Here is a 26,486-nt window from a genome sequence, read left to right on the forward strand (position 1 = left end):
CTCTTCACGTCTTATTTTGCAGAAAGGAGCTCCTATGAAAAAAGAATTTAGAAATCCAGTGTTTATGATCTCTGCTTCAGTGATTTTGGTCCTTGTTATTCTAGGTGCCGTAAACCCTGAAGGCTTTGGTGCTGTCGCTACAACTCTGTTTAATTTCACCACAATCAATTTTGGCTGGTTCTACTTAATTTCTGTTTTTGGTTTCGTAATATTCTTAGTTGCCCTGGCACTCAGTAAATATGGCAAGATCAAAATCGGTCCTCCCGATTCAAAACCTGAGTATCCATTTTTCACCTGGATCGGCATGCTCTTCTCAGCTGGCTTTGGTGCCGGACTAGTATTTTGGGGTGTCGCTGAACCAATGAGTCATTTCTTTACTACACCTTTCAACAGCCTGGAAGCTCAGACCGAAGACGCCGCTCGAGTAGCCATGGGTTATGCATTTTTCCACTGGGGAATTAACCAATGGTCCGTTTTTGCCATTGTTGGTTTGTTAATCGCTTACTTACAGTTCAGAAAAGATAAGGACGGGCTCGTGTCCACTGCTCTTGAACCCGTTTTAGGTAAGAAAAAAAGTGTAAAAACTTCCATTGACTCGTTAGCTGTCATTGCCACTGTAATGGGGATTGCCACCTCTCTCGGTTTAGGGATTTTACAGATGAATGGTGGATTAAAAGCGGTGTTTGGTGTTCCAAACAGCATATGGATCCAACTGGCAATCACAGGGGCCTTACTTGCTTTATACTTAATTTCTTCCAGTTCAGGACTTAACAAAGGAATTAAATGGCTGAGTAACATTAACTTAGGATTGTGTTTAATTCTTTTAGCCTTTGTTTTTATCGCTGGTCCTACTGTATTCATACTTAACACTTTCACTCTAGGATTGGGAGATTACATTACTAATTTTGTAGGCTACAGTTTACGTCTTACTCCTTATGAAGGAGGCAGCTGGCTGCGAGATTGGACGATATTTTATTGGGCATGGGTTATTGCGTGGTCTCCATTCGTAGGAGCGTTCGTCGCGCGTGTATCCAGAGGTCGGTCTATCCGGCAATTCATATTTGGGGTACTCGTCGTACCTCCGGCCATTGCTTGTTTCTGGATTGCTACCTTTGGAGGTACAGCTTTGAACAGTGACTTGAATAATGGTACCAATATTGCTGAAGCGGTAAATAATGATGTAACGGTTGCACTTTTTGAAACCTATCAGCACCTCCCGATGACAGGGTTGTTGTCCATATTGTCCATATTATTGATTGCAACCTTTCTTATCACATCTGCCGACTCGGCTACGTATATTTTGGCAAGTATGACTTCTAATGGAACCTTAACGCCTGCTTTGCCAATTAAAATTATATGGGGAGTATTAATGGCAGCCATTGCAGCAGTATTATTAGTTGCAGGAGGATTAAACGCCTTGCAGACTGCCTCCTTAGTCTCTGCCCTCCCATTCACCGTGGTTATCATTCTATTCGTTTACGCCTTTACGAAGATGATACGAAAAGAACCTTTGCCACGAAGAAGAGAAGAACATACAGAGCAACATTTCCACAAGCGAAAAAACGGATAAGTCAAGTCTAAATCAGGAAAGCTCCCTCAGCCATTTTGAGGGAGCTTTTTCTTACTCTTTAACAATTTTGGAGTCGATTTAAATATCGTTCTATATATATGATAGGAATCTGAGCATAAAATTGATCGCCGAGTTCATGAATGAATCTATGATGTGCACGGACAAGTCTTCCTTTGCTATTGGTAGCTGCCCCAAGATAACACTCTTGTAAAGGGGTCAGCCCATCCAATTGAGATAGAATATTCTCAGCTGTTTTGAAATTGTTTTCAGCAATAGCTAAATGGGCGGTTTCAATTGGGTCAGGTGTGGAGATGTTTTCCGTTTGGCAATGGAAGGCAGATATGAAAGGGATAGTGTGGTGTTTAATCATTTTAGCTGTATGGGTGAGAAGGTTTTTATTTGCGAGTTCAAGGGCGATTGTGGCGTTATGTATGGAATATTGATAGCCTTTATACAAATTACATAAAGCTAATTCATGATACATGTTACATATTTTTCTCGATGATAATTCAGAGTTGATGATTTTATAAGCATATCTGTTAGCTAGCAGTGGATTGTTCGTCTTCCAATAGTGCTGAAACAGCAACTCGTTAAACCTCAATTTTAAATAATAATATAAGAGAGGTTCATTGATCGTGCTCAAAGCCTGGTCACAAACTTCCAAGTATTTATCTAGTCCCGTGTATTGCTTTGAGTCATAATAAAAGTGCACGATAATAAACATATGCAAACACCGAAGCGTGGGGTGGGAGAATTTTAACGCTTTTATTTTTTTAAATTGTAATTCTGTGACAGCCTTGTGCTTCCTCTTCATTAATAATCGATATAGCATAGAAACATTGGAATCGAATTCTCTAGAGTGTACAAGCAACTCTAACTCTGAGAAAAAATCATTCATATATAAAAATTCTAAAAAAGCAATTTGATCTTCTATGGACTTAGGCTTTTCATTAAGACAGTATTTCTTAGTCAGATGCATAGCCAGTTCTCTGGAGTGATCCTCTAGATAAGAGCTGTAAACCTCATATAATTGGGAAGTGTGGTTCATCTGTAAACGGTGCAAAGGACTAGGTTCAATCATTTGGTGATTCACCATGGATCATCATCCCTTCTTCCAGCTTGTTTTTATTTTATTGTTATTTGTCAATAATGTCTAGTTTATTATTTGATTTATTAGAAAATTAATATTTTTGAAAACAAAAAGTCTTCTGCCGATGAAAGACAGAAGACTTTTTTGTTAAAAAATCGTGGCGGTCAGAAACCATACATTCCATATGACCAGGCTGTAAACAATCATTCTCTCAATGTAAGAGCCTGTCCTGAAGGTGAACAGAAACTGCACGTGCTTCCTTGAAATTGGATAGACGATCGGAATGCCTCTTTTGGTTATGTAATCGGCAAAAAGATGAGAAATGACTCCGATAATAAGTCCACTCAAGTAAAACCATGGGATATGAAAGATCCTTTCGATCAATACGCTGTAAACGATTAATAGAAGAATAAACAACAGCGAGTGAGTCATTTTTCGATGACTCCGGATCATGATTAATACCGGCAGAAGAAGCAAGACGAAAACTTTCAGCTGCTCCCTATACATATCTAAATAATGAGGCGCGAATAAGTAACTTAACAGGGCGACGGAAAATAAAATCATCAACCCTCTCCAGAATTTACTCCCTAATCTGGAGGTTGGGGTATCAATATCAGGGAGCAATGATCCAAATATAACAAAAACAAAAAATAGTACGGTTTGAAAAGGCTTGTCGTATGTAATTTCTAATTGCGGTAGCAGGGTCAATGCTCCTAATCCAAAGGTGAACCCTACGACTTGATGCCCTGGTGCCATCATGATGATAGTTAGTCCTTTCTTTTAACATTTGTTTGTGAATATTTTCAATTTTTTCTTAACTTTTATAAGATCTGTCCTCTTCCACAATTGCCTTCTTATCTTAAAGACTTGAATTCGAGATATTCTCGGTGCCGTTACGTAATAAGCGTAAGGTTGGCTGGAAAAAGACTCGCTTTCCTGCGGGGGGAACTGGCAAGCCTCCTCGTTCGCTGCGCTCCCTGTGGGGTCTCGCCTAGGTCCTTCTCCCGCGGGAGTCTCGTCATTTTCCATCCAACCCATATGTAGGGTAATGAACGGCCCCATTTAACTGGGGTAAGGAGGCTCTGATATCCTAGATTACAGATAGATTTTCGATACCAATATCGTTTCCGTTACTCCCAACAGCGGTAAGGAGGTCCGGGAAATCGCGAGACTCCTGTGGGATGAACATGATAGGTGAGACCCCGGAGAGCTTTAGCTCGAGGAGGCTCAGCACATGCCTACGGAAAGCGAGTGATTTCTCGGACCTCCAAACTCTACTTTTGCCAACGGAAAGCTCACAGTACCTCGAAATTGAGTATTCAACTATTCTGCTATTAAACTGAATAAGTTTCAATAAAGTGTAAAATCAACAATTATGTAAAATAGCCCACAATGATTGCGGGCTTTTGTTTTAGCAGTCTTTTTCAGGAAGTCCAAGCATTTGGAATTTAGGGCCTTCCATTGTCTGTTTCCCTTCAATCGTCAAAGATTCTGTCAAATGGATTATTCGCCGATCGATAGCCACAGGAATAGAATTGATATGATGTAATTCATCATCCGCTTCCGGTTCACCTATTGCCATGCCAATGTCAGGTTCACCACAGCCGTACCCTGCAAAAAATAATCGTAAACAGCCGGCAGTTTCTTCTTCTAATATCGGATTCAGCAAATCACGAGCTTGATCAGTGATTTTCATATTTTTCTCTCCTTCGACTCTAAAATACCACATTTTACGGCTTAACATAAGTCATAAACCTTTTTTCTCAGTAGCTATCCTTCCCAATATAAAAAAGATTTTTACCTATTAAAAAAGCCTCCGGAATGATTTCCGGAGGCTTCGTTTTAACTTTTATACAGCCTGTGCGTTAATTTCTACATCAACATTGCCTCGAGTAGCTTTAGAGTAAGGACAAACTTTATGAGCTTCTTGTGCTAGCTCTTCGGCCTCTTCCTGAGAAACACCTTTAACCTTCACGTTAAGCACTACACCTATTTTAAATCCATTGTCAGCTTCATCTTTCAACAGGCTGACATCTGCTGTAATTTCAGAGTCGATATCCTTCTTTTGCTTACTTGCTACAAGGTTAAGAGCTCCATCATAACAAGCGGAATAAGTAGCTGCGAAAAGTTGTTCAGGGTTTGAGCCCTTTTCATCACTTTCGCCAGGCATAACCAGATTAAGGTCGATCAAACCATCTTCTGATTTAACATGACCATTTCGGCCTCCTTGCGCGGTTGCGGAAGATGTAAACATTACTTTACTCACGATCATCACTCCTTGAAATGGATTAAAAGTCTACACAACATTCTCATACCTCTTCTTGAACTCTATTAAACCTGTCTAGTCTTCCTCGATTCGGTACTCTTCTTTTAAAGATTCAGGAGCCATTTTTACCATCAGCTGCATAATATAGGTAAAGACCGCTACATCATCCACAATCCCTAAGAGGAGTAAGAAATCCGGAATGATATCCCAAGGAAAGAGAATGTAGGAAACAATAAAAAAGATGGATAGCCCTTTCTTTCGATTACTCACTTCTTTAGATTGAAAAAAGCGGATAAGGAAAGGGATCGATTTTCTAATGTTAAAAACAAACTTTACTCTTCTCCATATCCGAAACATTGATTTCACCTCTTTAAATATTGCCATTCAATATACATCTTCCCTGCTGTTCTTGGCCTTAGTCACAATTGCTTAATTAAAACGTATGCTTTAACATAAAAAGAAAAGCGGAAGCGCCAGGGACAAATCCCGTGTTTTAGGCTTCTTGCTCGAACAAATACTAATTCTTGATTACATAAAGATAAAGCAAGAGAAATAAAGGGGAGACACGGAACATGAAGATTCTACTGTTGAATGGAACAATTGTCGGCAAAAAAACGAGAACCTTGCTTGATGAAATCGATAAATATATTGCAGACCTTCCAGATAAACATGAAACAAAAATCATTGATTTGGAAGATTACGAACTCCAATTCGTCGATGGCCGCCCTCCAGAAGATTATAATGAAGATATGCAGCAACTGATCAAAGAAGTGGAAGAGGCAAACGCATATGTCATTGCGACCCCTATTTTCCAGGGTTCCATACCTGGAACGCTGAAAAATGTATTTGACGCAGTGTCTCCGCTGGCTATGCGCTACAAGCCTGTCTCAATTGTAGCGAACGGAGGGACACTTCAACACCATTTAGTGATTGAAAATCAATTGAAGCCGATCTTGAATTACTTCCGTTGCATGGTCACCCCAAATTATGTGTACACACATACCAATCATTTCTCTACTCAGGGCGAGCTGATTGATGAAGACGTTCGTAACCGCTTGAAAGAAATGACAAGAGTGTTTAATCAATACATGCAAATGAGCCAGGAAATCGAACCTGATAAATAAAAAGCTTGCCAGATGCTGGCAAGCTTTTTTCATACATGTTCAAGCACTTTTGATACATAATTCTGTGTTTCTTGAAAAGGAGGGACTCCTCCATACTTGTCTACGTTACCTGGACCAGCGTTATAAGCAGCCAAAGCAAGTTTAGAGTCCCCGTCATAACGGTCTAGCATTTGTTTCAAATACTTGGTTCCGCCCATAATGTTCTGCTCAGGGTCGAATGGATTTTGAACTCCAAGCCCGCGTGCGGTATCAGGCATAAGCTGCATTAATCCCTGCGCACCAGCATGACTGGTTGCACTGGTGTCAAAATTTGATTCAGCTTTTACAACAGAACGGATAAGGTTCTCACTGACTCCATACTTCTTTGCAGCTTCTCCAATGATCTCATCAATACCTTTATCATCTTTAGATGTCTTGGGTTCTGTATCAGCAAGACTTGGTTTTATATGTAAAGGCTGAGTTTGAAATGCATTCATACTCGTTAAACCTTTTTGAGACGGGATCATTGATGACTGTGATTGTTGAGCTTTATATGCATCCAGCACACTTTGAAAGGTTAAGTCTCTCAAACGACTTGAGTATGATTCGCCTGAGTTTCCTTGCAGCATGGACATCGCCTGCATCTGGACCATATATTGCCATTGGTTAATTTCCATCGAGCCACCTCACTGCTTATTTGTACTCCAATTTTATCCTATTTGAGTTAGAAAAACCACGAAATTAGGAAATGTCTATCCACCTTTACCAAATGAAGTAAAAAGTTGCGAAAAAAGAATAGAAAAACTAACATTCATTTACGATTTTGAGACATCTTTTTCCCAAAGCCACGACGGTCATAAAGTGATACAATATAGATATCAAAAGAGATTACTATCCATTTCACACCCATAAACTAACCGAGGGTTTACGGGGAATTAAAATGGATTCAGGAAATTCTGGTCTAAATTGTGACGCTTTGGTACTCTCTTTTGTCTCTTACGTCGAATCACCCTAATCTATTTTTCCCCGCCAGGAAAAATAGACCTGTAGATTTCATGGCAGGTCTCCCTCAATCGAAGGCACGCTGCCATACCTCTTTTTGTTTATCAAAAAGAGGTTTTTTTTATTCGACTTTTGAATCTATAAATCTAGCTTGTCCACCCTGCTCCTCCTAATCCCAACAATTTTTTTCGTTAACAGGAAATATTGGGGATTAAACGAGCATATATTGTTCGTAAAGGAGGGATGAAAAGATGAATATCAATTTTGATAAGAACGTGTTCTTGTATTTAGCAGCAGTGGTGGCAGGTTTCTTTTTAATTAATTTATCCGCTGAGTCTGCCGTTACAGGATTCTTTGAAGACTTATTCTTTTACGTCGGAGCAATTGCCATGGCCTTATTCTCATTCGTAATCATATTCTTTTCTCTATTCAGCTTCTTCAAGAATTAACAAAAAAGCTGTCTCTCCCGGTTTAAGAACCGGTTGTGAGACAGCTTTTTTAATTAACAATGACATCAATATGCGAAGGTTTCACCTCTATCGAAACAGGCAGAGGATCTCCTTCTTCTCCATCAACATTCGTTACAAGTTCATTCTCAGAATGGATATCCAGATGGCGAGCAGTAAAATACTCGACGTCTTCTTGATTCTTTAGCTCGCCTTTAAGAATAGCTGTGACAATTGAAGCTAAACGAATCACACTGACGTTTTTAATGATATAACAGTGCAACAGACCATCATTTACTTTGGCTTCAGGAGACAAGTTCTCAAAGCCGCCAGTAGAGTTCGTGAGAGCGGCTAAGAATAAAAAGCATTCTCCTTCCCACCTTTTCTCTTCATTCTCAATTCTTAATGGATAACTTTCTTTAGAGGATAACGTTTTGAAGCCTTCCATTACATAAGCGAGTGGACCGAATTTAGATTTTTGTTCTGCAGTTACCTCATAAGTGGCTTCAGCTATTGAGCCTATAGCGACAATATTCACAAAGTATCGGTCATTGAATTTACCGATATCCACTTTTTTCGATCGGTCCGAGCGAAGAGATTGCACTGCTTTTTTTGGATCCAAAGGAAGCTGAAGTGCTCTGGCAAAATCATTTACTGTCCCAAGCGGAACAATGCCAAGAAGTGGGCGATGAGCCTGATCAACCATTCCATTGATGGTTTCATGTAGTGTACCATCCCCTCCTAGAGATACAACCAGGTCGAATTCATTCTTGCAGGCATCCTCGCAATATCTTGTTGCATCCAGTTCTTTTTCTGTTTGTGATATGACTACATCATAACCTTTTTCATCTAAAATGGATTTAATTTCTTCCACATAATCTAAAGCCTCTTCTTTACCAGAGGCAGGGTTTACTATGACCATTGCTTTTTTCAAACGTCATTCCTCCTCCACACACATTGTTATACGTATTCCTTATTCATGAGGGGAAGAAACTATGAAAGGATTATTTTTTTGTAAATTTATAGAGCGTGCTTACAGATGTGAACCCGACTGATTCAATAAAAGCTGCCGCTGTACGAGGATGACCGGATGTAAAAAGCATCTGGATGTTCGTTACTCCTTGTGCTTCCATCCATTGGATCAGCTCACAGCAAAGTCTCGTACCGACCCCTTCTCGCCTATAAAATTCGTCAACAAACAATTCTTCCACATTCCCGTAACTCTCTTCATCTGTTGATCCATGAATGGTTCCTACTATATAACCCACAACTTTCCCTTCAACTTCAGCTACCAGTAATTTCTCATCATTCTTTTCTGCTACGAACCGATCAGCAGCCCAATATTTTCGTTCAAGCAGGCGCTCATCCAGGGTTAAATCTGATGGTTTATCTTTGTAGACATGATGAAAAAATTCAATGGCATAACGAGTGAAATACATTAAGTCTTTTTCTTCAGGCTCTCGTATTTTTGCCACAAAACCACTTCCTCTTTCAATTCTTACTGTTTCCACACCACATGATATTCTGGCGTATCCTTAATCACATCACGTGCGAAAGGGCATACAGGGTCGATTTGCAATTTATTTTTCCTTGCATAGTTTACGGCATAATCCACAAGTTCAGTTGCAAGACCTTGGTTCCTTGCTGAAGGTTCGACGACAGTACTCGTTATAACCATCGTATCTCCTTCTTCCTCAAAATCTAAAAAGGCAATGGGTTCTGATTGATCTCCTATATAGAAACGTTCACGTTCTTCCTGAATCGTATGATCCATACTATCTCCCCTTTCCTATACTAACCATACCCTCCTTTACCATTACGTATGCAAACTTAAGTGCGAAGGCGACTGATTAGCGATGTATTGCAGGTTACCGAGGGCAATATCGATTCACAAATAAAAAAACATCCACCAGAACATCTGATGGATGTTAAATTCATATCCAGTAATAGCTTAGAGAGGCAAGGACGATCATGGTACTCATAATTTTCAGCCATAGCGGTATTTTTTCTTTTTCCGCTTTATTGATCTCCTCTTCTTTCTGACTCACTTGTTTTTGATAGTTCGGACTGCAGCACCCCATTACGCTGTAGGCTTCAGCTCTTCTTCAAGAGGAATGTTCTGATTCAAGCTGCGACGAGCAGCAATGAAGAAGACTGTAACGATAGCCACCGTAATGATAGCGGCAATGATATAGGACACATTCAGAGGCAGACCGAACCCAATAGGCGCATTTAGGATATAGGAGAACGTCGCCATGGTCATAAATGTTGCTGGAATGGCTGCAATAAAGTAGTTTTTTCTAGACAAGAACAAGTACATCGCTCCGACCCATAGGGCTATGACAGCGGTTGACTGGTTAGCCCAGGAGAAATATCTCCAGAGTAATGTGAAGTCGATGCGTGTGAGCACAAAGGAAATTGCAAACAACGGAACGGCAATCCAAATTCGGCTCGCTATTTTTTTCTGTGAAATCTTCAAATAATCAGCGATAATCATACGAGCACTACGGAAAGCTGTATCACCGGAAGTGATTGGGAGAACAATGACACCGAGTACAGCCAGTGTACCTCCAACAGCTCCAAGCATAGCGGTTGAAACTTCACTTACAACAGCAGCAGGTCCACCACTCGCTAGGATTTCATTCAATCCTGCAGATCCGTTGAACAAGCTCATAGCAGCAGCTGCCCAAATCATAGCGATGATCCCTTCTGCAATCATCATACCGTAGAAAATGCGGCGGCCTTGTTTTTCTTGTTGCGTCGTTCTAGAGATAATTGGTGTCTGAGTAGCATGGAATCCGGAAAGTGCCCCACAAGAAATCGTCAAAAATAACAGCGGGAAAATCGGTGCATTATCCGGATGCATGTTTGTAAAGGAAAGTTCCGGGATGGGTGCTCCTGTAAATACGAGAGAAGCTCCAACACCAATGGCACTGATTAATAGTAGTGCCCCAAAGATCGGATAGAAACGACCGATAATTTTATCAATCGGAAGCATTGTAGCCAGTAAATAATAAGCAAAAATAGCTGCTAAGATAACCGGCAGACTCAGCCAGCTGCTTGTCATGTTGTGAAGCAGATCAGCTGGTGCTGTGACGAACACCGTTCCTACTAACACAAGCAGCAAAATCGCAAAAGCATTAACAACGTGCTTCATCACTTTTCCTAGAAACTTACCGGCAAGCTCAGGCAAGTGAGCTCCTCGGTTACGTATAGAAATCATACCCGTCAAGTAATCGTGGACAGCACCTGCAAAAATAGCTCCAAGTACAATCCACAAAAAGGCAACTGGTCCATAAAGCGCTCCTAGAATCGGACCGAAAATCGGACCTACCCCGGCGATATTCAATAATTGGATCAAAGCATTCCGCTTTTGGCCCATCGGCAAGTAGTCCACCCCATCACCATGCGTGTAAGCTGGCGTCTGGCGATCTGTATTAACTCCGAACGTTTTTTCAACATATTTACCGTACGTAAAATAACCAACAACTAAAAGTGCAATACTCACAAGAAACGTAATCACAACAGCTTCCTCCTTCGACTATTTGTAATCGCTTACACAAATCTTAGCAAGATAACGCTTACATGTGACGAAATTGTGTCTAAGATGTCGAATTGTCTGTCTAACATGCCAAAAAACCGCCCTCAAAAAAGGACGGTTTTTACAATTCAAGCTGTTTCCTTAAATCTTTCACGTAATTACGGCTCACGGACAGCTTTTCTTTTTTTCCTCTAAGTTCCAGCTGATAAGCCCCGTTGAACCAAGGAGTCAGTCTGTCCACATAATCCAGGTTCACAAGATAACTTTTATGGATACGAAAAAATGGGAATCCTTTCAGACGCTGTTCCACTTCTTTAAGTGTCCATTTGGTTTCATAGTCTTTTTCTTTTTCCACAATTTTAGTTACTCGGTCTTCCCGGTACACAAACATGATATCCGCTGGGTCAAGATAATGGATATCTTCATCCCCTTCAACGGCCAGCTTAGAAGGTTTTGTTTTCGAATAAAATTCCGGTTCTTGTGGCTTCAGCTTCTTTTTTAATCTAGTAATTGCATCACCCAGTTGTTCTTCATCATAAGGCTTCAATAAGTAATCGACAGCCTCATGACGAAACGCTTCGACAGCAAAATCCGGGTAAGCGGTGGCAAAGATGATCGCAGGGACTTTCTTCAACTCTTGTAAGGACGCAGCCACCTCCATGCCGTTCATTTTCGGCATTTCTACATCTAGGAATATAACATCAGGCTGGAGCTGGATGCTTTTCATGACAGCCTCATCTCCAGAGTCTGCCTCTCCAATAATTTGAATAGACTCATACGGTTTTAGCAGATAAATCAGCTCTTCCCTGCTGAAGCGTTCGTCATCCACGACCAGTGCCTTTATCGCATTCTTCATGCGGGTACCTCCTCTCTGTTATGAGGAATGAGAAAGGAAATCGTCGTCCCGTAACCGAGCTCACTCTCAATTTGGAGTTTGGATTTTTCTCCATGCATATGCTCTAACCTTTTATTCACATTAAAAAGACCAAGACCTGTCCCTTTTTCTGACTCAACTTCATTCTCTCCAATAGATTGAAGACGCTCCGGTGTCATACCGCTTCCGTTATCTTTAACGGTAATCTTTACTCCTTCGTCGAGGTCTTGGATTCGAATTGAAATTCTACAGTCCTCTTCCTGATCCTTAATGCCATGCTTAATGCAATTTTCGACAAGCGGCTGAAGAGTCAGAGGAGCAATTTTTACAGATAGAGCCGAATCATCCACCTCATAGTTGACTTGCAGCTTGTCTACAAACCGTGCTTCTTCTATAAGGAGATAAGCTTTAACATGCTTTAGTTCTTCTTGAAGTGAAGTCCATCTCTTCGTTGTCGCTCCTAAGTTCTGCCGGAAAAACTTCGACAATGCGATAAGGAGAGAACGGGCTCGATCCGGTTTAGTACGGGTTAAGGAAACGATAACGTTCAGTGAATTGAACAGAAAGTGTGGATTCACTTGAGCCTGGAGGGCTTTTACTTCTGCTTCTCTTGCAAGCTCCTGCGCCTTTTCTGCTTCGGCAATTTCAAGCTGTTGGCCAAGAAGCGCACTCAGGCCTTGAATCAATTCAAGCAATACATTTGAAATTTCTTTTTCTGACTGTACGTAAAATTTAAGAGTACCGACAACTTCCTGTTTCCGTTTCAACGGAGCGATGACAGCAGCCCCAAGAGGGCAGTCAGGATGGCTGCAATTGATATCTGCATGCTTTGCAACGATCATTTCCCCTTGGTCGATGACTTCTTTCGTTGCGTAGGTTTGAATATCCTCCCCGGACTGATGGTGGTCATCTGCCTGCCCTACATGAGCGAGAATGATTTCCTTATCCGTCATTGAAATGGCGCTCACATTCACCTCATCGTAAATGATTTGGCACGCTTTTTGAGCAGAATCTTTCGTCAGTCCTTTTCTTAAATACGCAATGGTCGATTCCGCTAGCTTCAAAGCCTTTTGAGCCTGAAGCGCACCTGCTTTTTCTTCCTCATTCAATACGTTTCTAATAATGAGTAAAAAAAGCGCAGAACCTACTCCGTTAGCGAGAATCATCGGCAGTCCGATTTCCTGGACAAGCTCCCAGGCTCTACTAAAAGGCTTAGATACAGCTAATATGATTCCCATCTGCACCGTTTCAGCTAATCCACCGATCAGCAAAGCAGTCTTCAACTTCAACGGTTGATCTTTTTTATGAAAAAAGCCTGCAATGGCCCCTGCAATAACAGCTGATATACCACAAGCAAACCCTGTGAATCCTCCTAGCGAAAAGCGGTGTAAACCCGCTATTAGTCCCGCTCCTATCCCGATTCGGTATCCTCCGAACAGGCCGGCTGCGACGATTCCGATGACTCTGGAGTTCGCAATCGCTTCTGATTCACCCAGGTCTAATGCCCAGCTCCCGAATTCTAAAGAGCTTGTATCATAAGTGATTCCTGTGTAAGTACCAATAATACCGAATAAACCAAAGAAACCGATCGCCATAAGCTGCTGTTCTCGATGCAAAGTCTTGCGGTCGATCAGCTCACGGAAAAAGCGGAACCTTGTAATGATAAAAGCGACAGTTACAATGATGCCAAGTCGCTCCAGCATCGGGAGAAATAATTCGAACATCTTTCTCGTCCTTTCCCCGTTCTATTTGTTACTATTGTAGCATGCTTGAAAACGTTTCATACAAATGGAATAATCTAACGTAAATAATAGGAACGAGGTGCTCACTATGAAAATAGCGATTGTACAAATGGATATCGCATTTGGCGACCCTGAAACAAATCGATCCAACGCAAAAAAGTATATTGAGAAAGCTGTTAAAAAGGACAGTGAGCTAGTGTTGCTTCCTGAATTATGGACCACTGGCTATGACCTCAGCCGTTTTGAAGAAATAGCTGAGACTTTGGATGGTCCAACACACCAGATGATTCGCGAGCTTGCTCGTGAACATAACGTTACCATTGCTGGATCTATCGCTGAAAGAGATGGCGGCCATTTTTATAACACGTTTGTTGCCTATGATTCCACCGGTGAACGAACTTTGAACTACCGTAAAGTCCACCTCTTCCGTTTGATGAATGAAGAGAAATTCCTCCATTCAGGTAATGCAAAAGGGAATTTTAATCTTGGAGGTGTTAAAGCCGCTGGCGTCATTTGTTATGACATTCGCTTCCCTGAATGGATGCGTACACACATGCTTGACGGCTCCAAAGCTCTGTTTGTCGTTGCGGAATGGCCAAAGCCACGGGTAGACCACTGGAGAACCCTGTTGATCAGCCGTGCCATTGAAAATCAATGCTTTGTCATCGCTTGTAACCGAATCGGATCAGATGCTGATAATACGTTCGGAGGTCACTCCATAATTATCGATCCATGGGGTACTATCATTGCCGAAGCCGGCGGAGATGAGGAAATCCTCTATGGAGAAGTTGATTTTGATGAGGTAGAAGCAATAAGAAAACAAATTCCGATTTTTCAAGATCGTCGCCCTGGTCTATATGAATAAGCAAAAACCCTTCAGCCACTAATCTGAAGGGTTTTTTTCATAAGCTTTTTCCTGGTAAAAGTAATTCGGTGTATCCACCCTGTCTTCATAGGTTGAATGGAAAATATGAGTGCTGGCAGGGGAAATAGGCGGAATCAGCCAAGTCCAGTCCCCCGTAGCTTCGCGTCCACATTTACGCTCTTTGTTTTCAAACAACTGAAATTGCTGAGCTGCTGAGTGATGATCAACAATATTCACTTTATCTGTTTTATACGAATAGATAACAGCCTGGTTTAACTCAATCAACGCTCGATCTTTCCAAAGTGTCGAGTTCCGTTTTGTGTTCAGCCCCATGGCTTCAGCCACCACAGGCAAAAGGTTGTAGCGGAATTCATCAGCGAGATTTCTAGCGCCGATTTCTGTTTCCATATACCACCCGTTGAACGGAGCTGCGGTATAATGAATCCCGCCGATCTCTAGCTCCATATCTGAAATGATCGGAACCGCGTACCATTTTAATCCAAGGTCTTCAAACCAGTCATACTCCGGGTGTCTTAAAGGAACTTCGAGAATTTTTTCTTCCGGAATATCAAACCATTGCGGTTCTTTTCCATCAATTTGAATGACAAGTGGTAAAATATCAAATGAACCTTCTGTGCCTTTCCAGCCGAGGTCCTGACATTTTTTTGTGAATGCCAGTGAGGCTGGGTCGCCAATCACTCCTTGATCCGTTTCATACCCTGCGTATCTCAGCAGCTGATGATTCCATAACCGGATCTCCTTACCACTAAGCTTCGGCCTGAAGATGGAAATCGTTGAACGGATACGGCCGTTATTCGTTGCATAATCGATATGATCCACTAATGCGTCACGTATTTCTTGTTCACTCTCAAGCTCTCTATGATCAAACACTTTTAGACTGTTCCAGAACAACCGCCCTATACACCTATTGCTATTTCTCCAGGCAATTTTTGCTCCATATTCCAACTCTTCAAACGTGTGGTCATACGTTCCTCTATCTTGAATCGACTGATGTATTTCAGCCAATCGATGTTCAACATCTGTTTTTCCCAGTTCTTCGTAACACTGACGGATAAACTGTTCAGCTTCTTGGTATAGTTCTTTACTCAAAGCGATAAAGCCTCCTGTATCTTACTACCTCCCTTCATCCTATCATAGATCGGGTTCCCTTTACTTCGATTTAGTCTGCTCTTCGTGCAGCCTGCTGGATAGGATCCCAAACACTGTTGTAGGGAGGAGCATAACCAAGGTCTAAGTCTGCCAATTCATCTACCGTCATGTCATGGTAAAGCGCTGTTGCTAGAACATCGAGTCGCTTATCTGTGCCTAGTCTGCCAATAATCTGCCCTCCGAGAAGCTTTCTGGAATCTTGGTGGTATAAAAGTTTTAACGTCATTGGATCTTTTTTTGAATAGTAACCGGCCGCATGGGTCGATTCTATCGTCACCTTCTTAAAATGGATACGTTCCTGCTTCGCTTCTTTTTCGGATATTCCTGTCCGCGCGAGTGTTAAATCGAAGAACTTCAAAATCGATGTACCGACAATGCCCTGGAATACTTTCCGCTTGCCGATAATATTCAAACCTGCCACTCTTCCCTGTTTATTTGCATGCGTGCCTAATGGAACAAAATCAGCTCTTTGTTTAATTCGATGAAACTGGGTCGCACAGTCGCCAGCCGCGTAAATATGCAAAATACTCGTTTCCATAAAGGCATTTACTTCAATGGCATCTTTCATCCCTTTAGAAATTCCTGTTCCTTCGAGAAAAGCGGTGTTTGGGGAGACCCCTGCAGCAACTAAAACAAAATCAGTATTGTACGCCCCTTTATCCGTGACGACTTTTTCTACTCGGACGTCTCCTTGAAATTCTTCGACTGATTCTCCTAACTTAAGCTCAACACTCTGTTTTTCTGCTTCTTCATGGATAAGCTTGCCCATATCCTCATCAAAAATTTTCGCAAGCTGGTTACCTCGGTCGATAATCCTTACATTCTTCCCCATTTGAATCAGACTCTCCGCCATTTCAAGCCCAATATATCCTCCCCCAATGATGGTGACATTTTGTACATCGTGGGAGAGATCATCCATAATCTCTTTTACATCAGGAATCGTTTTTAAAGAGAAGATTCCTTCTAAGTCACGGCCGTCCCATGGCGGTAAGGTGGGATCAGCTCCAGTTGCGATCAGCAGCCGGTCATATTTTTGCTCAAATTCTTCTCCAGAACGATGGTTGATTCCGTATACGATTTTATGATCACAATCGACTTTCGTCACTTCGTGTAACGTGCGTACGTCGATTCCATATTTATCTCGAAAAGTTTCTGGTTTCCTGGCAATGAGGTCTTCTGCCTTCTCAACATCCCCACTTACCACATATGGAAGACCACACTGGCCGTAGGAAGTCACTTCCCCACGCTCGATGGCGATGATTTCGTGCCCTTCACTGTTTCTTACCATTTGCATTGCTGCACTCATTCCTGCAGCGTCGCCCCCAATAATAACAATTTTCATCCAAAACACTCCTTCCAAATAGCCTCTACTCTCTTTTACCCTGAAAAGGATCTCTTGAAATCTCTAGATTCATTCAGAGTTAATAAGGAGGTTTGTTCCCGATCTTTTAGTCATTGTCTCCTTACGAGTCTATATTGTTCCTTATCTCAGAGAGATTGTTCCCGTACGCCTCACCATTGTCCTTATCTACCATTCATTGTTCCCTAACGCTGATAGAAAATGTTACACTAGCGATAATATCTTTTTGTGAGACTTTTCTAAAAATAGTAAAGGTGGGGTTCTATGAAGCAATTCACATATTCAGATGCTATGCAGCGTCTTCCAGATCAATTTTTTGCCAAACTAGTAAACAAACTAAACAAACACCTCGAGAAAGGACATGACGCTCTCAACTTAGGTCAGGGCAACCCGGACCAGCCGACTCCAGAGCATATCGTAAAGTCTCTGCAAACAGCGGCTGAAAACCCTGTCTATCATAAATACCCACCCTTTCAAGGTTTTGACTTTTTGAAAAAAGCGATTGTTGATTATTATAAAAATGAGTATGATGTCGATCTAGACCCAGCAACGGAGATTGCTATTCTTCCTGGCAGTAAAACAGGACTTGTCCAGCTTAGTCAGTGCTTTATGAATCCAGGGGACGTAGCACTAATGCCTGATCCCGGTTATCCGGATTATTGGTCAGGTGTCGCCATTGCTAACGGCATAATGGAGCCGATGCCGCTTCTGGAGGAGAATCAATTCCTCCCCGACTATGAGGCCATAGATAAAGAAACTTTGAAAAAAGCTAAGCTGATGTTTTTGAACTACCCCAACAATCCAACAGGCGCGGTAGCGGACCGTGACTTTTTCGAGAAAACGATTGAGGTTGCTGACCGTGATGATATTTGCGTCGTGCACGATTTTGCTTATGGGGCCATCGGGTTCGACGGAAAAAAACCATTAAGTTTCATGCAGGTACCAGGGGCAAAGGAAGTCGGTATTGAAATTTATACGATGTCCAAAACCTACAACATGGCAGGCTGGCGAGTTGCTTTTGCTGTCGGTAATCCAAGCGTGATTAAAGCGCTTGAAGACATTCAGGATCATTATTTCTGCAGTTTGTTCGGTGCGTTACAAGAAGCGTCCGCCACAGCGCTGACCCATTCTCAGGAAGACGTGAGGGAGCTAAATAACACTTATGAAAAAAGAAGAGATTTGCTCGTTGAAGGTTTAGAAGAAGCAGGCTATGACGTCAAACCTTGCAAAGGTTCTTTCTTTGCATGGCTCAAGGTCCCTGAAGGATATACATCCGAGGGATTTGCCGACGCATTATTAGAGGAAGTCGGTTTGTTTGTCGCTCCAGGCATCGGTTTTGGCGAACATGGAGAAGGTTTTGTTCGCATCGGACTCAACAATTCTGACGAAACTTTAAAAGATGCGGTCGAGCGATTTAAACGCTTCGCTAAATAGAACAAAAGCGCAAGCGCCCGGGAGCTGGAAGTCGCTGACCAGGACAAGGTATCCGCAGACAGAAATTTTATCATTCTCCTAGCCAAAAAAAGCTGTCTCTTATATAAGAGACAGCTTTTTTCTACTTAAAATGGAAACTCACGATAGCCGTTCATAACTCCAATCCATTTAACTGTTGTAAACTTATCGAGTGCCCATTCACCGCCAAAACGTCCGATTCCAGACTCTTTTTCACCGCCAAAGGCAACATGGGCCTCATCATTGACGGATTGATCGTTGATATGAATCATTCCCGTATCTACTCGTTTTGCAATTTCTACTCCTCGGTGAACATTTTCTGTAAACACGGCTCCACTCAATCCATAATGAGAACCATTAGCTGTTTTAACAGCTTCCTCTTCATTAGAAACTTTGATCACAGAAGCGACAGGACCGAAGACCTCATTATGAGCCATCGGCATGGCATTCGTTACGTCTATCAAAACAGTCGGCTGAAAGACATTGCCCTCCGCTTCACCGCCTGTCAGTATTTTTGCTCCTTGCTCAAGAGTTTTACGTAAATCCTCTTGAATACGTTCAACAGCCTCGCTATTAATCAATGGTCCGATAACGGTGTCCTGTTCAGAAGGGTCTCCGGCTTTCAAACTTTCCACTTTCTCTTTGAAAGCTTGAACAAACTCATCATACACGGCTTCGTGCACAATGATGCGATTGAGTGACATACAAATTTGTCCCTGGTGCAAAAATTTACCGAAGGCAGCCGCTTCTACTGCTTTTTCAATATTTGCGTCGTCTAATACAATCATGGCATTGTTCCCGCCAAGTTCCAGCGCAGTTTCTTTAATGTGCTTACCAGCTAGTTCACCAATATGACTCCCCACTTCAGTTGAGCCAGTGAAAGAAATCAACTTTGGTATTGGGTGGGTCACAAACGCGTCCCCGATTTCAGAGCCGCGCCCTACGACAACATTGATTACTCCTTTTGGAAATCCTGCTTCTTCGAATAAATCGGCAATTAAAAGACCGGAAGTAACGGGAGCGTCAGAAGCTGGTTTTACTACAACTGTATTTCCTGTTGCGATCGCTGGTGCTATCGACCTCATGGCTAAGTGGAATGGAAAATTCCATGGACCGATGACGCCGATCACTCCTTTTGGAGAGCGATACACTCGATTTTCCTTTCCAGGTGTATTGGATGGCAGGATCTGGCCACTCATCCGAGTTGGGAAAGAAGCTGATTCGCGGATGATCCCAACTGCAGCCTGGTACTCCACTTCTGCTTTGACTAACGTACTGCCGGCTTCTTTTACAAGCCAGTCAATGATTTCGTCCTTTCTTTCATGAACGATATCCAGCAGTGCAGTGAAATAGGCTTGAATTTTCCCAGGCGTCAGCTGCATCCATTCTTTTTGAGCTTCTTCCGCCGCTTTGTATGCTTCTTTCAAATCCTCTTCATTTGCTGAAGGAATCGTCGCAATCGTTTGCTGGGTATATGGATTAACATTTTCAACGTTCTTATCACTTGAACCTGATATCCATTCTCCATTAATGTATTGTTTCGTAAATGTTTTAGGACTCATGTTTGTTTCCCTCCTACGGAAGTTCATCACACTCCGCTATGTTCCACCGGGTATCATTTAATAAACGTGTGGGAGAGCATAAGCCTATGGTTATTCTACTTTCATCAACATATCGACATGAGGAATACCGTCTTCTAAATAAACCTCTGAAACTTCCTTAAACCCAAATGACCCGTAAAATTGACGTAAATGTTCCTGTCCATGCAGCCAAATATGATCAACCTTCATCTCGTCCCTGAGTATAGCAATTGCTCGATTCACTATTTGCCTAGCGTATCCGTCTCCGCGTTTTTCTTTTACAACTAAGACTCGTCCGATGGCATAATGTTCTTTTTCTGTTTCAGGAGGCACAATGCGACAATAAGCAACTATTTCATCGTTTTCCTCAATCCAAATATGTAAGGAATCTTTATCCCGTCCATCAATTTCAGGGTAAGGGCATTCTTGTTCGACAACAAATATAGAGACTCTTAGCCTTAGTAGGTTATAAAGTTCTTCTTTTGACAGTTCATCAAATGTTTTCTGCATCCACTTCATTTAAACTTCATCCTTTTGAATAAATTTAATGTTACTATACCTGAATCTACTTTAAGTGACTAATATTTTATTTCTAAGTTGTGTCGATCACTTTATTCAACATAAAATTTGGCATCGTATCTGAAAAAGTTAGGGATGGCTTGAAAATAACTCGCTTTCCTGCGGGGGAAATTGTAAGAATCCTGTGGAAATGGATGGGCTGGCAATATCCCGCAGGTTGGTAAACCGAGGAAGCTTGCCGTAATCCCCGCACATCTTTCCTGGTACTTGGTAACAGAAACAGATGCCTCACAAAAACATACAATTACCTTTGGTCCAAGTCTTCTGGAATAGGAGACTTGATAATGGTGTAAGCTTCGTTAACATTTACTAATCATCTAAATTTACTTTATAGAAATAATATTTATCGTTTAAGGGTGATTTTAAGTGGGAACTAAAACTCTACAATAAAATCATTAAGGAGCCTTGAAGATGTTGATCGATCTTTTACCCGTTTCACTAAAAAAATATTTTCAAATGTCTAAACGACAGCGTAAACATGAAGTGCAATCGGCAATATGGTACATGCCTCTCTTTTATATCTCGATGTCGATTGTCTTCGTCGCCGCTACTCTAACTCTTGACTTAATTGTGGAGTTGGATCAGCAAACATATGAGTTTTTCCGAATCAGTGGGGATATTACCCGTATGCTCGTCAGTACTCTCATTGGTGGCATTCTTACACTGAGTGCATTCACACTCAACTCCCTTCTTGTTGTTCTTACAACGTTCAGTGGGCAATTCTCTCCAAGGATGCTGTTAAACTTTATCTCTGATCGAAGAACCCAGCATGCGCTCGGCATATTTAACGGAAGCTTTGTTTATGTCCTGCTCGTATTTCTTTTTATTGGCAACAAAACTAAAGAAGCGTATGTAGCCGTCCCTATTATTACAGTAGCCCTTGCCTTTATCGCGGCTGTAACGTTCATTTATTTCATAAATCACGCTACAACCTGGATGCAGGTTCATAACATTACAGAAACCATGAAACAATCTTCAGAATCCATCATAAATAAGACGCTGAGTGAAGAACTGGAAGCGTACCGTACCGAAGAACCTGGAGACTTGATGGAAGATGAACGCGACAGAGAAAAAGGACTGGACTCAGTAAAATCAGGCTACTTACAAATTGTCAATTATAAAAGCATGATTGAAGAAGCACGTAAGGATAATATTATTATAAAATTCCATTCCCAGGTTGGGGATTATATATTAGAAGGAAATCAAATGCTCAGTTACTGGGGACCTGGAGCTAATCAAGTTGATGAAACAAAATACTGCCGAATGGTTGAGATCGGTCATAAAGAAACTGAGCTTCAAGATATCCAAATGGGAATGCATAAGTTAGCGGAAATTGCGATTAAGTCCTTAGGAAATGATGACCCAAAAACTGCTTCTGATACGATTTTTCGAATGGCTGAACTTATGCTTACCGTTGAGGATTATATTACCTTTACCCCTTATCTTAAAGATAATGAGGGACAAGTAAGAGTTATTTTATTATCCGAGTCCTTTGAATATTATATCTATCGAGGCTTCGGTTACATTCGTCACTACGCACGGGATAATCATTTGATCATTACAGAACTGATCTCCGCCCTAGCTATGGTAGCCGAATCTATCGATACGTCCAAGCATGACCGGATATGGGAGTTTGCCTGCAATACCTTAGACCATATCGAGCAAGAAATCATCTATAATTTAGATAAAGTCTTTTTACTGAATGCAGTTAAAAAGCTAGCAGATTTAACGAACCATCAGTTTGACTATAACGCGATTGAGCGTCGTTTCTATCCTGAAAAAATTTGAGCTCCAGGCTAAGCCTGGAGCTTTACTTATTCCACATTCTAATATTTTTCTCTCCATTGTGTTAGACATGGAGCTTTAAATAATAGCTGTCGAGCTTTATGTCAATGATAATGATGGTACTGATTTGCTTTATCTCTAAAAGGGTAAAGATTATTGACAAAGCCTACTTAGCTTCAATAAAATTGTATATGAGCATATGTTCATATATCAGATAAGGAGGTTAGACACATGGGTCATCACCACCATCATCATGCAGACTCTTCAACAGGCAAGATCAAAACCGCCTTCTTTTTAAATTTCTGCTTTACGATTATCGAAATCATAGGCGGACTATTAACCAACAGTATGGCCATTCTGTCTGATGCTTTGCACGACTTGGGAGATTCGCTTTCCTTAGGACTTGCCTGGTTTTTGCAAAAGTTCTCAAACAAGGATCACTCCAGTGACTTTTCATTTGGATATAAAAGATTCTCCTTGTTGGCCGCCTTAATTAACAGCGTTGTGCTCATTGTCGGATCTACATTTATTTTGTTTGAAGCTGTCCCACGTCTGCTTAATCCTGTTACCCCGAATACGACAGGGATGATGCTGCTTGCAATCCTAGGAATATTCGTCAACGGAGCTGCCGTCATTAAACTCCAGGGCGGGGATTCAATGAACCAAAAAGTGATGACATGGCACCTGCTTGAAGATGTTCTTGGCTGGGTAGCTGTTCTCATTGTTAGTATTATCATGACATTTGTGGATGTTCCGATCCTCGATCCATTAGCGTCTATAGGAATAACCCTATACATCTTATACAATGTAGTTCTTAACTTTATCCAGACGATGAGACTGTTCTTAGAAGGCGTTCCAAAAAATATCAACTTAGAAGACATTATTCATAAAATGAATGCCATTGACAGTGTTGTTTCCACTCACCATACGCACTTATGGTCGATGGACGGGGAAAACCACGCCTTTTCTACCCATGTTGTCGTTCCTGCAGATGCAGATAAAGAAGAAGTATGCCGTGTGAAAGATCAAATTAAAGAAATCATTCATTCTATACACTTGGAGCATGTGACCATTGAAATTGAATATGAAGATGAACCCTGTTCCATTTCAAACCTTCACCTTTATGAAAAAAGTGACTAGCTATAGAGCTAGTCACTTTTCTTATAGTTCTAATGTTTCCGGAGTATCCGCATCCGCGTTCATTAAACGGATCGATTCAGGATAAATTTCAAGGACGATATATTCCGGATCACCTTTCCCTGAAAACCAGCGCTCCATTTGTTCCGTCCAGAGCCAGTCTTTAATCTTCTGATCATCACGGATCTTGGCCTGTCCTTCGACTTCGAGGTAGCTGTCTCCATATCCTTCCCCTTCATATCCGATCAGAATATGAACGTGAGGATTTTCATCAATTTCTTCAGCTTTATGCGTTTCTTTATTTGTAGGGGTGTAGAATGTAAACTCATCGTCGTTACTGAAAGTCATATAACGCGTATGTGGTTTGTTTCCTTTTACCGTAGCCAACGTTCCAACTTTATGTTGATCCATGATATGATAGATCTTTTTTCTTAGTTCTTCTTGATTCATGATCAATCCCCTTTCATTTAGTGTAATTTCAGTTTTCCCTCGTCCTTGTAAAATATAAACATTTTAATGTTTCAATTGGTGCCTCCATCCATCATCCCTTGAATTTCCCATAACAATTAGGTGTGCCTTGTTTTCCTAGAGGGTATGATAAAAAAGTGGACGCACTTCTAAATAAAGAGCCCTTCAACAACCAGGCTGTTTTGTATTAAAATAAAAATAGCCAATTTCAGGAGGATCGTTCATGACTTCAAGGTTTTACACAAATAAAAAGAAATTCCTGTCGATAATATTGACATCCATCTTATTAGGATTGACCCTATTTTTCATTCAATCGACACCGACCCGATCTGAAAATTCCTCAGATCTTGTTCCCACCATCTTCGTCCATGGCTTTAAAGGCGGTCCAATGAGTTTTGGGAAAATGATCGATCGGTTCCAAGATTCGAATTGGGGATCTAAACGAATGGTCGTCTATGTACGCGCTAATGGAGAACTGTCAGTAAGAGGCGGGATTCCGCATAACATGAATCCTATGATCCAGGTTTTGTTTGAAAATAATCGAGCCAGCCTTCAAAGTCAAACCCTTTGGATGCAGAAGGTCATGTCCACCTTATATGAGAAGCACGGCATAGAAAAAGCTAACCTCGTCGGCCACTCCATGGGAGGATTGGCATCCGCAAGTTTCTTGATGAATAACCAGCAAGAAGGGTTCCCGGTCATACAAAAGCTTGCGGTGATCGCCAGTCCTTTCGAAGGAATCGAGAAACAGGAATACTTCAAGAATAATAATGGCCCTGCCACCGAAGATTTAAGGCCAGGTTCAGAAGCTTTGAATTACCTGTTTCAACATAAAGAAGACTTTGACCAAAATGTCCAGGTGCTAGCCATTGCTGGAGTGGTTAATCCAAATGATTTAGAAAAGAATTATTGGGATGGCCTTGTTCATACGTCAAGTGTTCAAAGTTTAAGCAAAATCGTTCCGTTTGGAAGTTATCAAGAGCATTTAGTATATGGAAAAGCCGCCACCCACTCAGGGCTGCATGAACATCCAGAGGTCGATCACATGCTCGGCGAGTTTCTTTGGAACATTAAAAGTCAGCCATAAAATCAAACAAAAAACCAGGACCCAAAGCAGGTCCTGGTTTATTTTCGCTGGAAAATTTCAAAAAAATCTAAAAATGCTTGAAATATTACTACTGATTGAAACGTAATCAGACTTAATGCCGTTAATGAAAAGAAACTAATAAAGATAAACCGCATGGAAAAAATCGCATGGACCCAAGCCATCATTATCCCTCCTCATTGGTTCACTTTATGAGTGATTAAAAACAATCATACTCCCTTTTCTCCAAAAGGCAAGAACTTTTTATTTTTGAAAGATGAAAACCCACATGAACGTAAGCGCCTGTTTTAAGTCATCAGTAAGGTGCATAACGGCCGAGGGTTCTACTCCCCTCTTGTAAACGCCGTGACCATCAAGGATGCGCCAGCCTGTTTCTTCAGCCATTTTTTCAAGCTCCCATGGCATCATCGTATTGCATACAACCTTCTCTCCATAGACTCTACGGTAGCTATTGAGCCGCGGCATGGCTGTTGGTCCTAAAATGCCGACACAAAGCTTTCCACCTGGTTTAAGTACGCGTTTCATTTCTTCCAGTCCTTCATAGGGAATCTCTGTCCATTCCAGCGAATTCACAGCCATAAGGCCATCAAAAGATTCATCTTGAAATGGAAGTTTTGTAAGATCTCCTTGTACAAAGGACAACCTATCCATTTCCAAGCGCTTATTTGCCCTTTCTATCATGTCCTGTGATAAATCTAGACCTGTAACACGGTAGCCTTCTTTGTACAATTTGTAAGCCCCGTAACCATCCCCACATCCAAGGTCAGCGATATGATTCCCTTTTTCTATATGCTCCTTGATAAAAGGAATTATTGTCTTTCGGCTTCCTTCCTCCCACATGTCCTTACTCCTGGAATTCCAGAATTCAGCCTTGTCATTCCATACTCTTTCAGCTTCTACGTGCCAATTAAAATCTTCAGTCATTCTTCTCCCCCTCAGTCATCAGCTAGCTACTTCAATTATAATGAAAACCATAGGAAATAAAAAATTTTCTGTCCTTTAAAAGGCGTGACTCAAGGATTCCGAAACCTATATGCGAATCTTTAGGATTGCATCTTTTATCCATCTTCGATATGATAATAACACAATATAAGCTAATTTAATTTTATTATAACACTATATATAGTATCCGCGAACAGAAGATGCCAATAGGCTTAATAGGGAATCCGGTGTGAAGCCGGAGCTGCCCCCGCAACTGTAAGCACTCGCGAAATGGATAATCCACTGTACCACATGTACGGGAAGGACCAGAGTAGAATCGGGTGCGAGCCAGGAGACCTGTCTTCGTTTGCAGAAGTTTCAACTTCTTCGGGGATTGAGAAGATGAAACGATGGAATGAAGATCAGGTTT

Annotated in this window: 26 protein-coding genes and 1 riboswitch; of the genes, 8 read left to right on the forward strand and 18 right to left on the reverse strand. The window is 41.5% G+C overall.

Translation table 11 applies throughout. From position 1 onward, the window contains the following. The first annotated feature begins 34 nt into the window (after window positions 1-34). Complete coding sequence (locus HM131_RS19510; RefSeq protein ID WP_085031354.1) at window positions 35-1,570, forward strand: BCCT family transporter; 1,536 nt, start codon at window positions 35-37, stop codon at window positions 1,568-1,570. 58 nt (window positions 1,571-1,628) lie between these two features. Here HM131_RS19510 and HM131_RS19515 read toward each other — a convergent pair whose 3' ends face one another. From HM131_RS19515 to HM131_RS19540, 5 genes are all read right to left on the reverse strand, one after another. Beyond that, the gene (locus tag HM131_RS19515; RefSeq protein ID WP_085031356.1) at window positions 1,629-2,666 is read right to left on the reverse strand and encodes an AimR family lysis-lysogeny pheromone receptor; all 1,038 of its coding nucleotides are present in this window, start codon (window positions 2,664-2,666) and stop codon (window positions 1,629-1,631) included. Between the two features lie 141 nt (window positions 2,667-2,807). Next, window positions 2,808-3,419 carry a metal-dependent hydrolase gene (locus tag HM131_RS19520; RefSeq protein WP_085031358.1) on the reverse strand — a complete coding sequence of 204 codons (612 nt, stop codon included), beginning with the start codon at window positions 3,417-3,419 and terminating at the stop codon, window positions 2,808-2,810. A gap of 652 nt (window positions 3,420-4,071) precedes the next feature. Continuing rightward, window positions 4,072-4,356 (reverse strand): iron-sulfur cluster assembly accessory protein, encoded by a 285-nt coding sequence (locus HM131_RS19530; protein WP_085031362.1) that lies wholly within the window; start codon window positions 4,354-4,356, stop codon window positions 4,072-4,074. A gap of 153 nt (window positions 4,357-4,509) precedes the next feature. Continuing rightward, window positions 4,510-4,926 (reverse strand): organic hydroperoxide resistance protein, encoded by a 417-nt coding sequence (locus HM131_RS19535; RefSeq protein ID WP_085031365.1) that lies wholly within the window; start codon window positions 4,924-4,926, stop codon window positions 4,510-4,512. A 75-nt stretch (window positions 4,927-5,001) separates the two neighbouring features. Next, the gene (locus HM131_RS19540; RefSeq protein WP_085031367.1) at window positions 5,002-5,283 is read right to left on the reverse strand and encodes a YkvA family protein; all 282 of its coding nucleotides are present in this window, start codon (window positions 5,281-5,283) and stop codon (window positions 5,002-5,004) included. A 215-nt stretch (window positions 5,284-5,498) separates the two neighbouring features. Between HM131_RS19540 and HM131_RS19545 the strand changes: the two genes are divergently transcribed. Next, window positions 5,499-6,050, forward strand: a complete 552-nt coding sequence (locus tag HM131_RS19545) for an NADPH-dependent FMN reductase (RefSeq protein WP_085031369.1) — start codon at window positions 5,499-5,501, stop codon at window positions 6,048-6,050. A gap of 29 nt (window positions 6,051-6,079) precedes the next feature. Here HM131_RS19545 and HM131_RS19550 read toward each other — a convergent pair whose 3' ends face one another. Next, entirely contained in the window at window positions 6,080-6,706 is a 627-nt protein-coding gene (locus HM131_RS19550; RefSeq protein WP_085031371.1) for a lytic transglycosylase domain-containing protein, read from the reverse strand. Window positions 6,707-7,282: 576 nt separating this feature from the next. Between HM131_RS19550 and HM131_RS19555 the strand changes: the two genes are divergently transcribed. After that, window positions 7,283-7,480, forward strand: coding sequence for a hypothetical protein (locus HM131_RS19555; protein ID WP_085031373.1), 198 nt, complete (start codon window positions 7,283-7,285; stop codon window positions 7,478-7,480). A gap of 49 nt (window positions 7,481-7,529) precedes the next feature. On the opposite strand, the gene HM131_RS19560 is transcribed toward HM131_RS19555, so the two are convergent. From HM131_RS19560 to HM131_RS19585, 6 genes are all read right to left on the reverse strand, one after another. Next, on the reverse strand, window positions 7,530-8,411 hold the full coding sequence (locus HM131_RS19560) for a diacylglycerol/lipid kinase family protein (protein ID WP_085031375.1): 882 nt from the start codon (window positions 8,409-8,411) through the stop codon (window positions 7,530-7,532). 70 nt (window positions 8,412-8,481) lie between these two features. After that, window positions 8,482-8,952 (reverse strand): GNAT family N-acetyltransferase, encoded by a 471-nt coding sequence (locus tag HM131_RS19565; protein ID WP_085031377.1) that lies wholly within the window; start codon window positions 8,950-8,952, stop codon window positions 8,482-8,484. 23 nt (window positions 8,953-8,975) lie between these two features. Then, entirely contained in the window at window positions 8,976-9,251 is a 276-nt protein-coding gene (locus HM131_RS19570; protein ID WP_085031379.1) for a GNAT family N-acetyltransferase, read from the reverse strand. A 306-nt stretch (window positions 9,252-9,557) separates the two neighbouring features. Beyond that, a complete protein-coding gene (locus HM131_RS19575; protein WP_085031381.1) occupies window positions 9,558-11,000 on the reverse strand; it encodes a carbon starvation CstA family protein in 1,443 nt (480 codons plus the stop codon). A gap of 139 nt (window positions 11,001-11,139) precedes the next feature. Continuing rightward, window positions 11,140-11,874 carry a LytR/AlgR family response regulator transcription factor gene (locus HM131_RS19580; RefSeq protein WP_085031383.1) on the reverse strand — a complete coding sequence of 245 codons (735 nt, stop codon included), beginning with the start codon at window positions 11,872-11,874 and terminating at the stop codon, window positions 11,140-11,142. After that, window positions 11,871-13,616: a sensor histidine kinase gene (locus HM131_RS19585; RefSeq protein ID WP_085031385.1), complete on the reverse strand. Its 1,746-nt coding sequence runs from the start codon at window positions 13,614-13,616 to the stop codon at window positions 11,871-11,873. The genes HM131_RS19580 and HM131_RS19585 overlap by 4 nt, the downstream gene beginning before the upstream one ends. Window positions 13,617-13,722: 106 nt before the next feature. Here HM131_RS19585 and HM131_RS19590 point away from each other — a divergent pair, with 106 nt between their 5' ends. Continuing rightward, window positions 13,723-14,499 carry a carbon-nitrogen family hydrolase gene (locus tag HM131_RS19590; protein WP_085031387.1) on the forward strand — a complete coding sequence of 259 codons (777 nt, stop codon included), beginning with the start codon at window positions 13,723-13,725 and terminating at the stop codon, window positions 14,497-14,499. Between the two features lie 18 nt (window positions 14,500-14,517). Here HM131_RS19590 and HM131_RS19595 read toward each other — a convergent pair whose 3' ends face one another. Both HM131_RS19595 and HM131_RS19600 read right to left on the reverse strand, forming a co-directional pair. Further along, window positions 14,518-15,609, reverse strand: coding sequence for a nitric oxide synthase oxygenase (locus tag HM131_RS19595; protein WP_085031389.1), 1,092 nt, complete (start codon window positions 15,607-15,609; stop codon window positions 14,518-14,520). Between the two features lie 70 nt (window positions 15,610-15,679). Continuing rightward, a complete protein-coding gene (locus tag HM131_RS19600) occupies window positions 15,680-17,011 on the reverse strand; it encodes a CoA-disulfide reductase (protein ID WP_085031391.1) in 1,332 nt (443 codons plus the stop codon). Window positions 17,012-17,293: 282 nt separating this feature from the next. Here HM131_RS19600 and HM131_RS19605 point away from each other — a divergent pair, with 282 nt between their 5' ends. After that, the gene (locus HM131_RS19605; RefSeq protein ID WP_085031393.1) at window positions 17,294-18,463 is read left to right on the forward strand and encodes a pyridoxal phosphate-dependent aminotransferase; all 1,170 of its coding nucleotides are present in this window, start codon (window positions 17,294-17,296) and stop codon (window positions 18,461-18,463) included. A gap of 125 nt (window positions 18,464-18,588) precedes the next feature. Here the strand turns inward: HM131_RS19605 and HM131_RS19610 are convergent, their stop codons facing one another. Then, complete coding sequence (locus HM131_RS19610; protein ID WP_085031395.1) at window positions 18,589-20,043, reverse strand: aldehyde dehydrogenase family protein; 1,455 nt, start codon at window positions 20,041-20,043, stop codon at window positions 18,589-18,591. Between the two features lie 90 nt (window positions 20,044-20,133). After that, the gene (locus HM131_RS19615) at window positions 20,134-20,580 is read right to left on the reverse strand and encodes a GNAT family N-acetyltransferase (protein WP_085031397.1); all 447 of its coding nucleotides are present in this window, start codon (window positions 20,578-20,580) and stop codon (window positions 20,134-20,136) included. 471 nt (window positions 20,581-21,051) lie between these two features. On the opposite strand from HM131_RS19615, the gene HM131_RS19620 reads away from it, so the two are divergent. Continuing rightward, entirely contained in the window at window positions 21,052-22,428 is a 1,377-nt protein-coding gene (locus tag HM131_RS19620; protein WP_085031399.1) for a DUF2254 domain-containing protein, read from the forward strand. Between the two features lie 228 nt (window positions 22,429-22,656). After that, the gene (locus HM131_RS19625) at window positions 22,657-23,565 is read left to right on the forward strand and encodes a cation diffusion facilitator family transporter (RefSeq protein WP_085031401.1); all 909 of its coding nucleotides are present in this window, start codon (window positions 22,657-22,659) and stop codon (window positions 23,563-23,565) included. A 21-nt stretch (window positions 23,566-23,586) separates the two neighbouring features. Here the strand turns inward: HM131_RS19625 and HM131_RS19630 are convergent, their stop codons facing one another. Next, window positions 23,587-24,012, reverse strand: a complete 426-nt coding sequence (locus HM131_RS19630; RefSeq protein ID WP_085031403.1) for a pyridoxamine 5'-phosphate oxidase family protein — start codon at window positions 24,010-24,012, stop codon at window positions 23,587-23,589. A 241-nt stretch (window positions 24,013-24,253) separates the two neighbouring features. Here HM131_RS19630 and HM131_RS19635 point away from each other — a divergent pair, with 241 nt between their 5' ends. Further along, the gene (locus HM131_RS19635) at window positions 24,254-25,117 is read left to right on the forward strand and encodes an alpha/beta hydrolase (protein WP_085031405.1); all 864 of its coding nucleotides are present in this window, start codon (window positions 24,254-24,256) and stop codon (window positions 25,115-25,117) included. Window positions 25,118-25,378: 261 nt separating this feature from the next. On the opposite strand, the gene HM131_RS19640 is transcribed toward HM131_RS19635, so the two are convergent. Continuing rightward, window positions 25,379-26,059, reverse strand: a complete 681-nt coding sequence (locus HM131_RS19640) for a class I SAM-dependent methyltransferase (RefSeq protein ID WP_085031407.1) — start codon at window positions 26,057-26,059, stop codon at window positions 25,379-25,381. A gap of 199 nt (window positions 26,060-26,258) precedes the next feature. Then, a riboswitch (cobalamin riboswitch) is annotated at window positions 26,259-26,434 on the forward strand. Window positions 26,435-26,486 lie beyond the last annotated feature (52 nt).

The sequence above is a fragment of the Halobacillus mangrovi genome (genome assembly GCF_002097535.1).
Lineage (GTDB): Bacteria > Bacillota > Bacilli > Bacillales > Halobacillaceae > Halobacillus > Halobacillus mangrovi_A.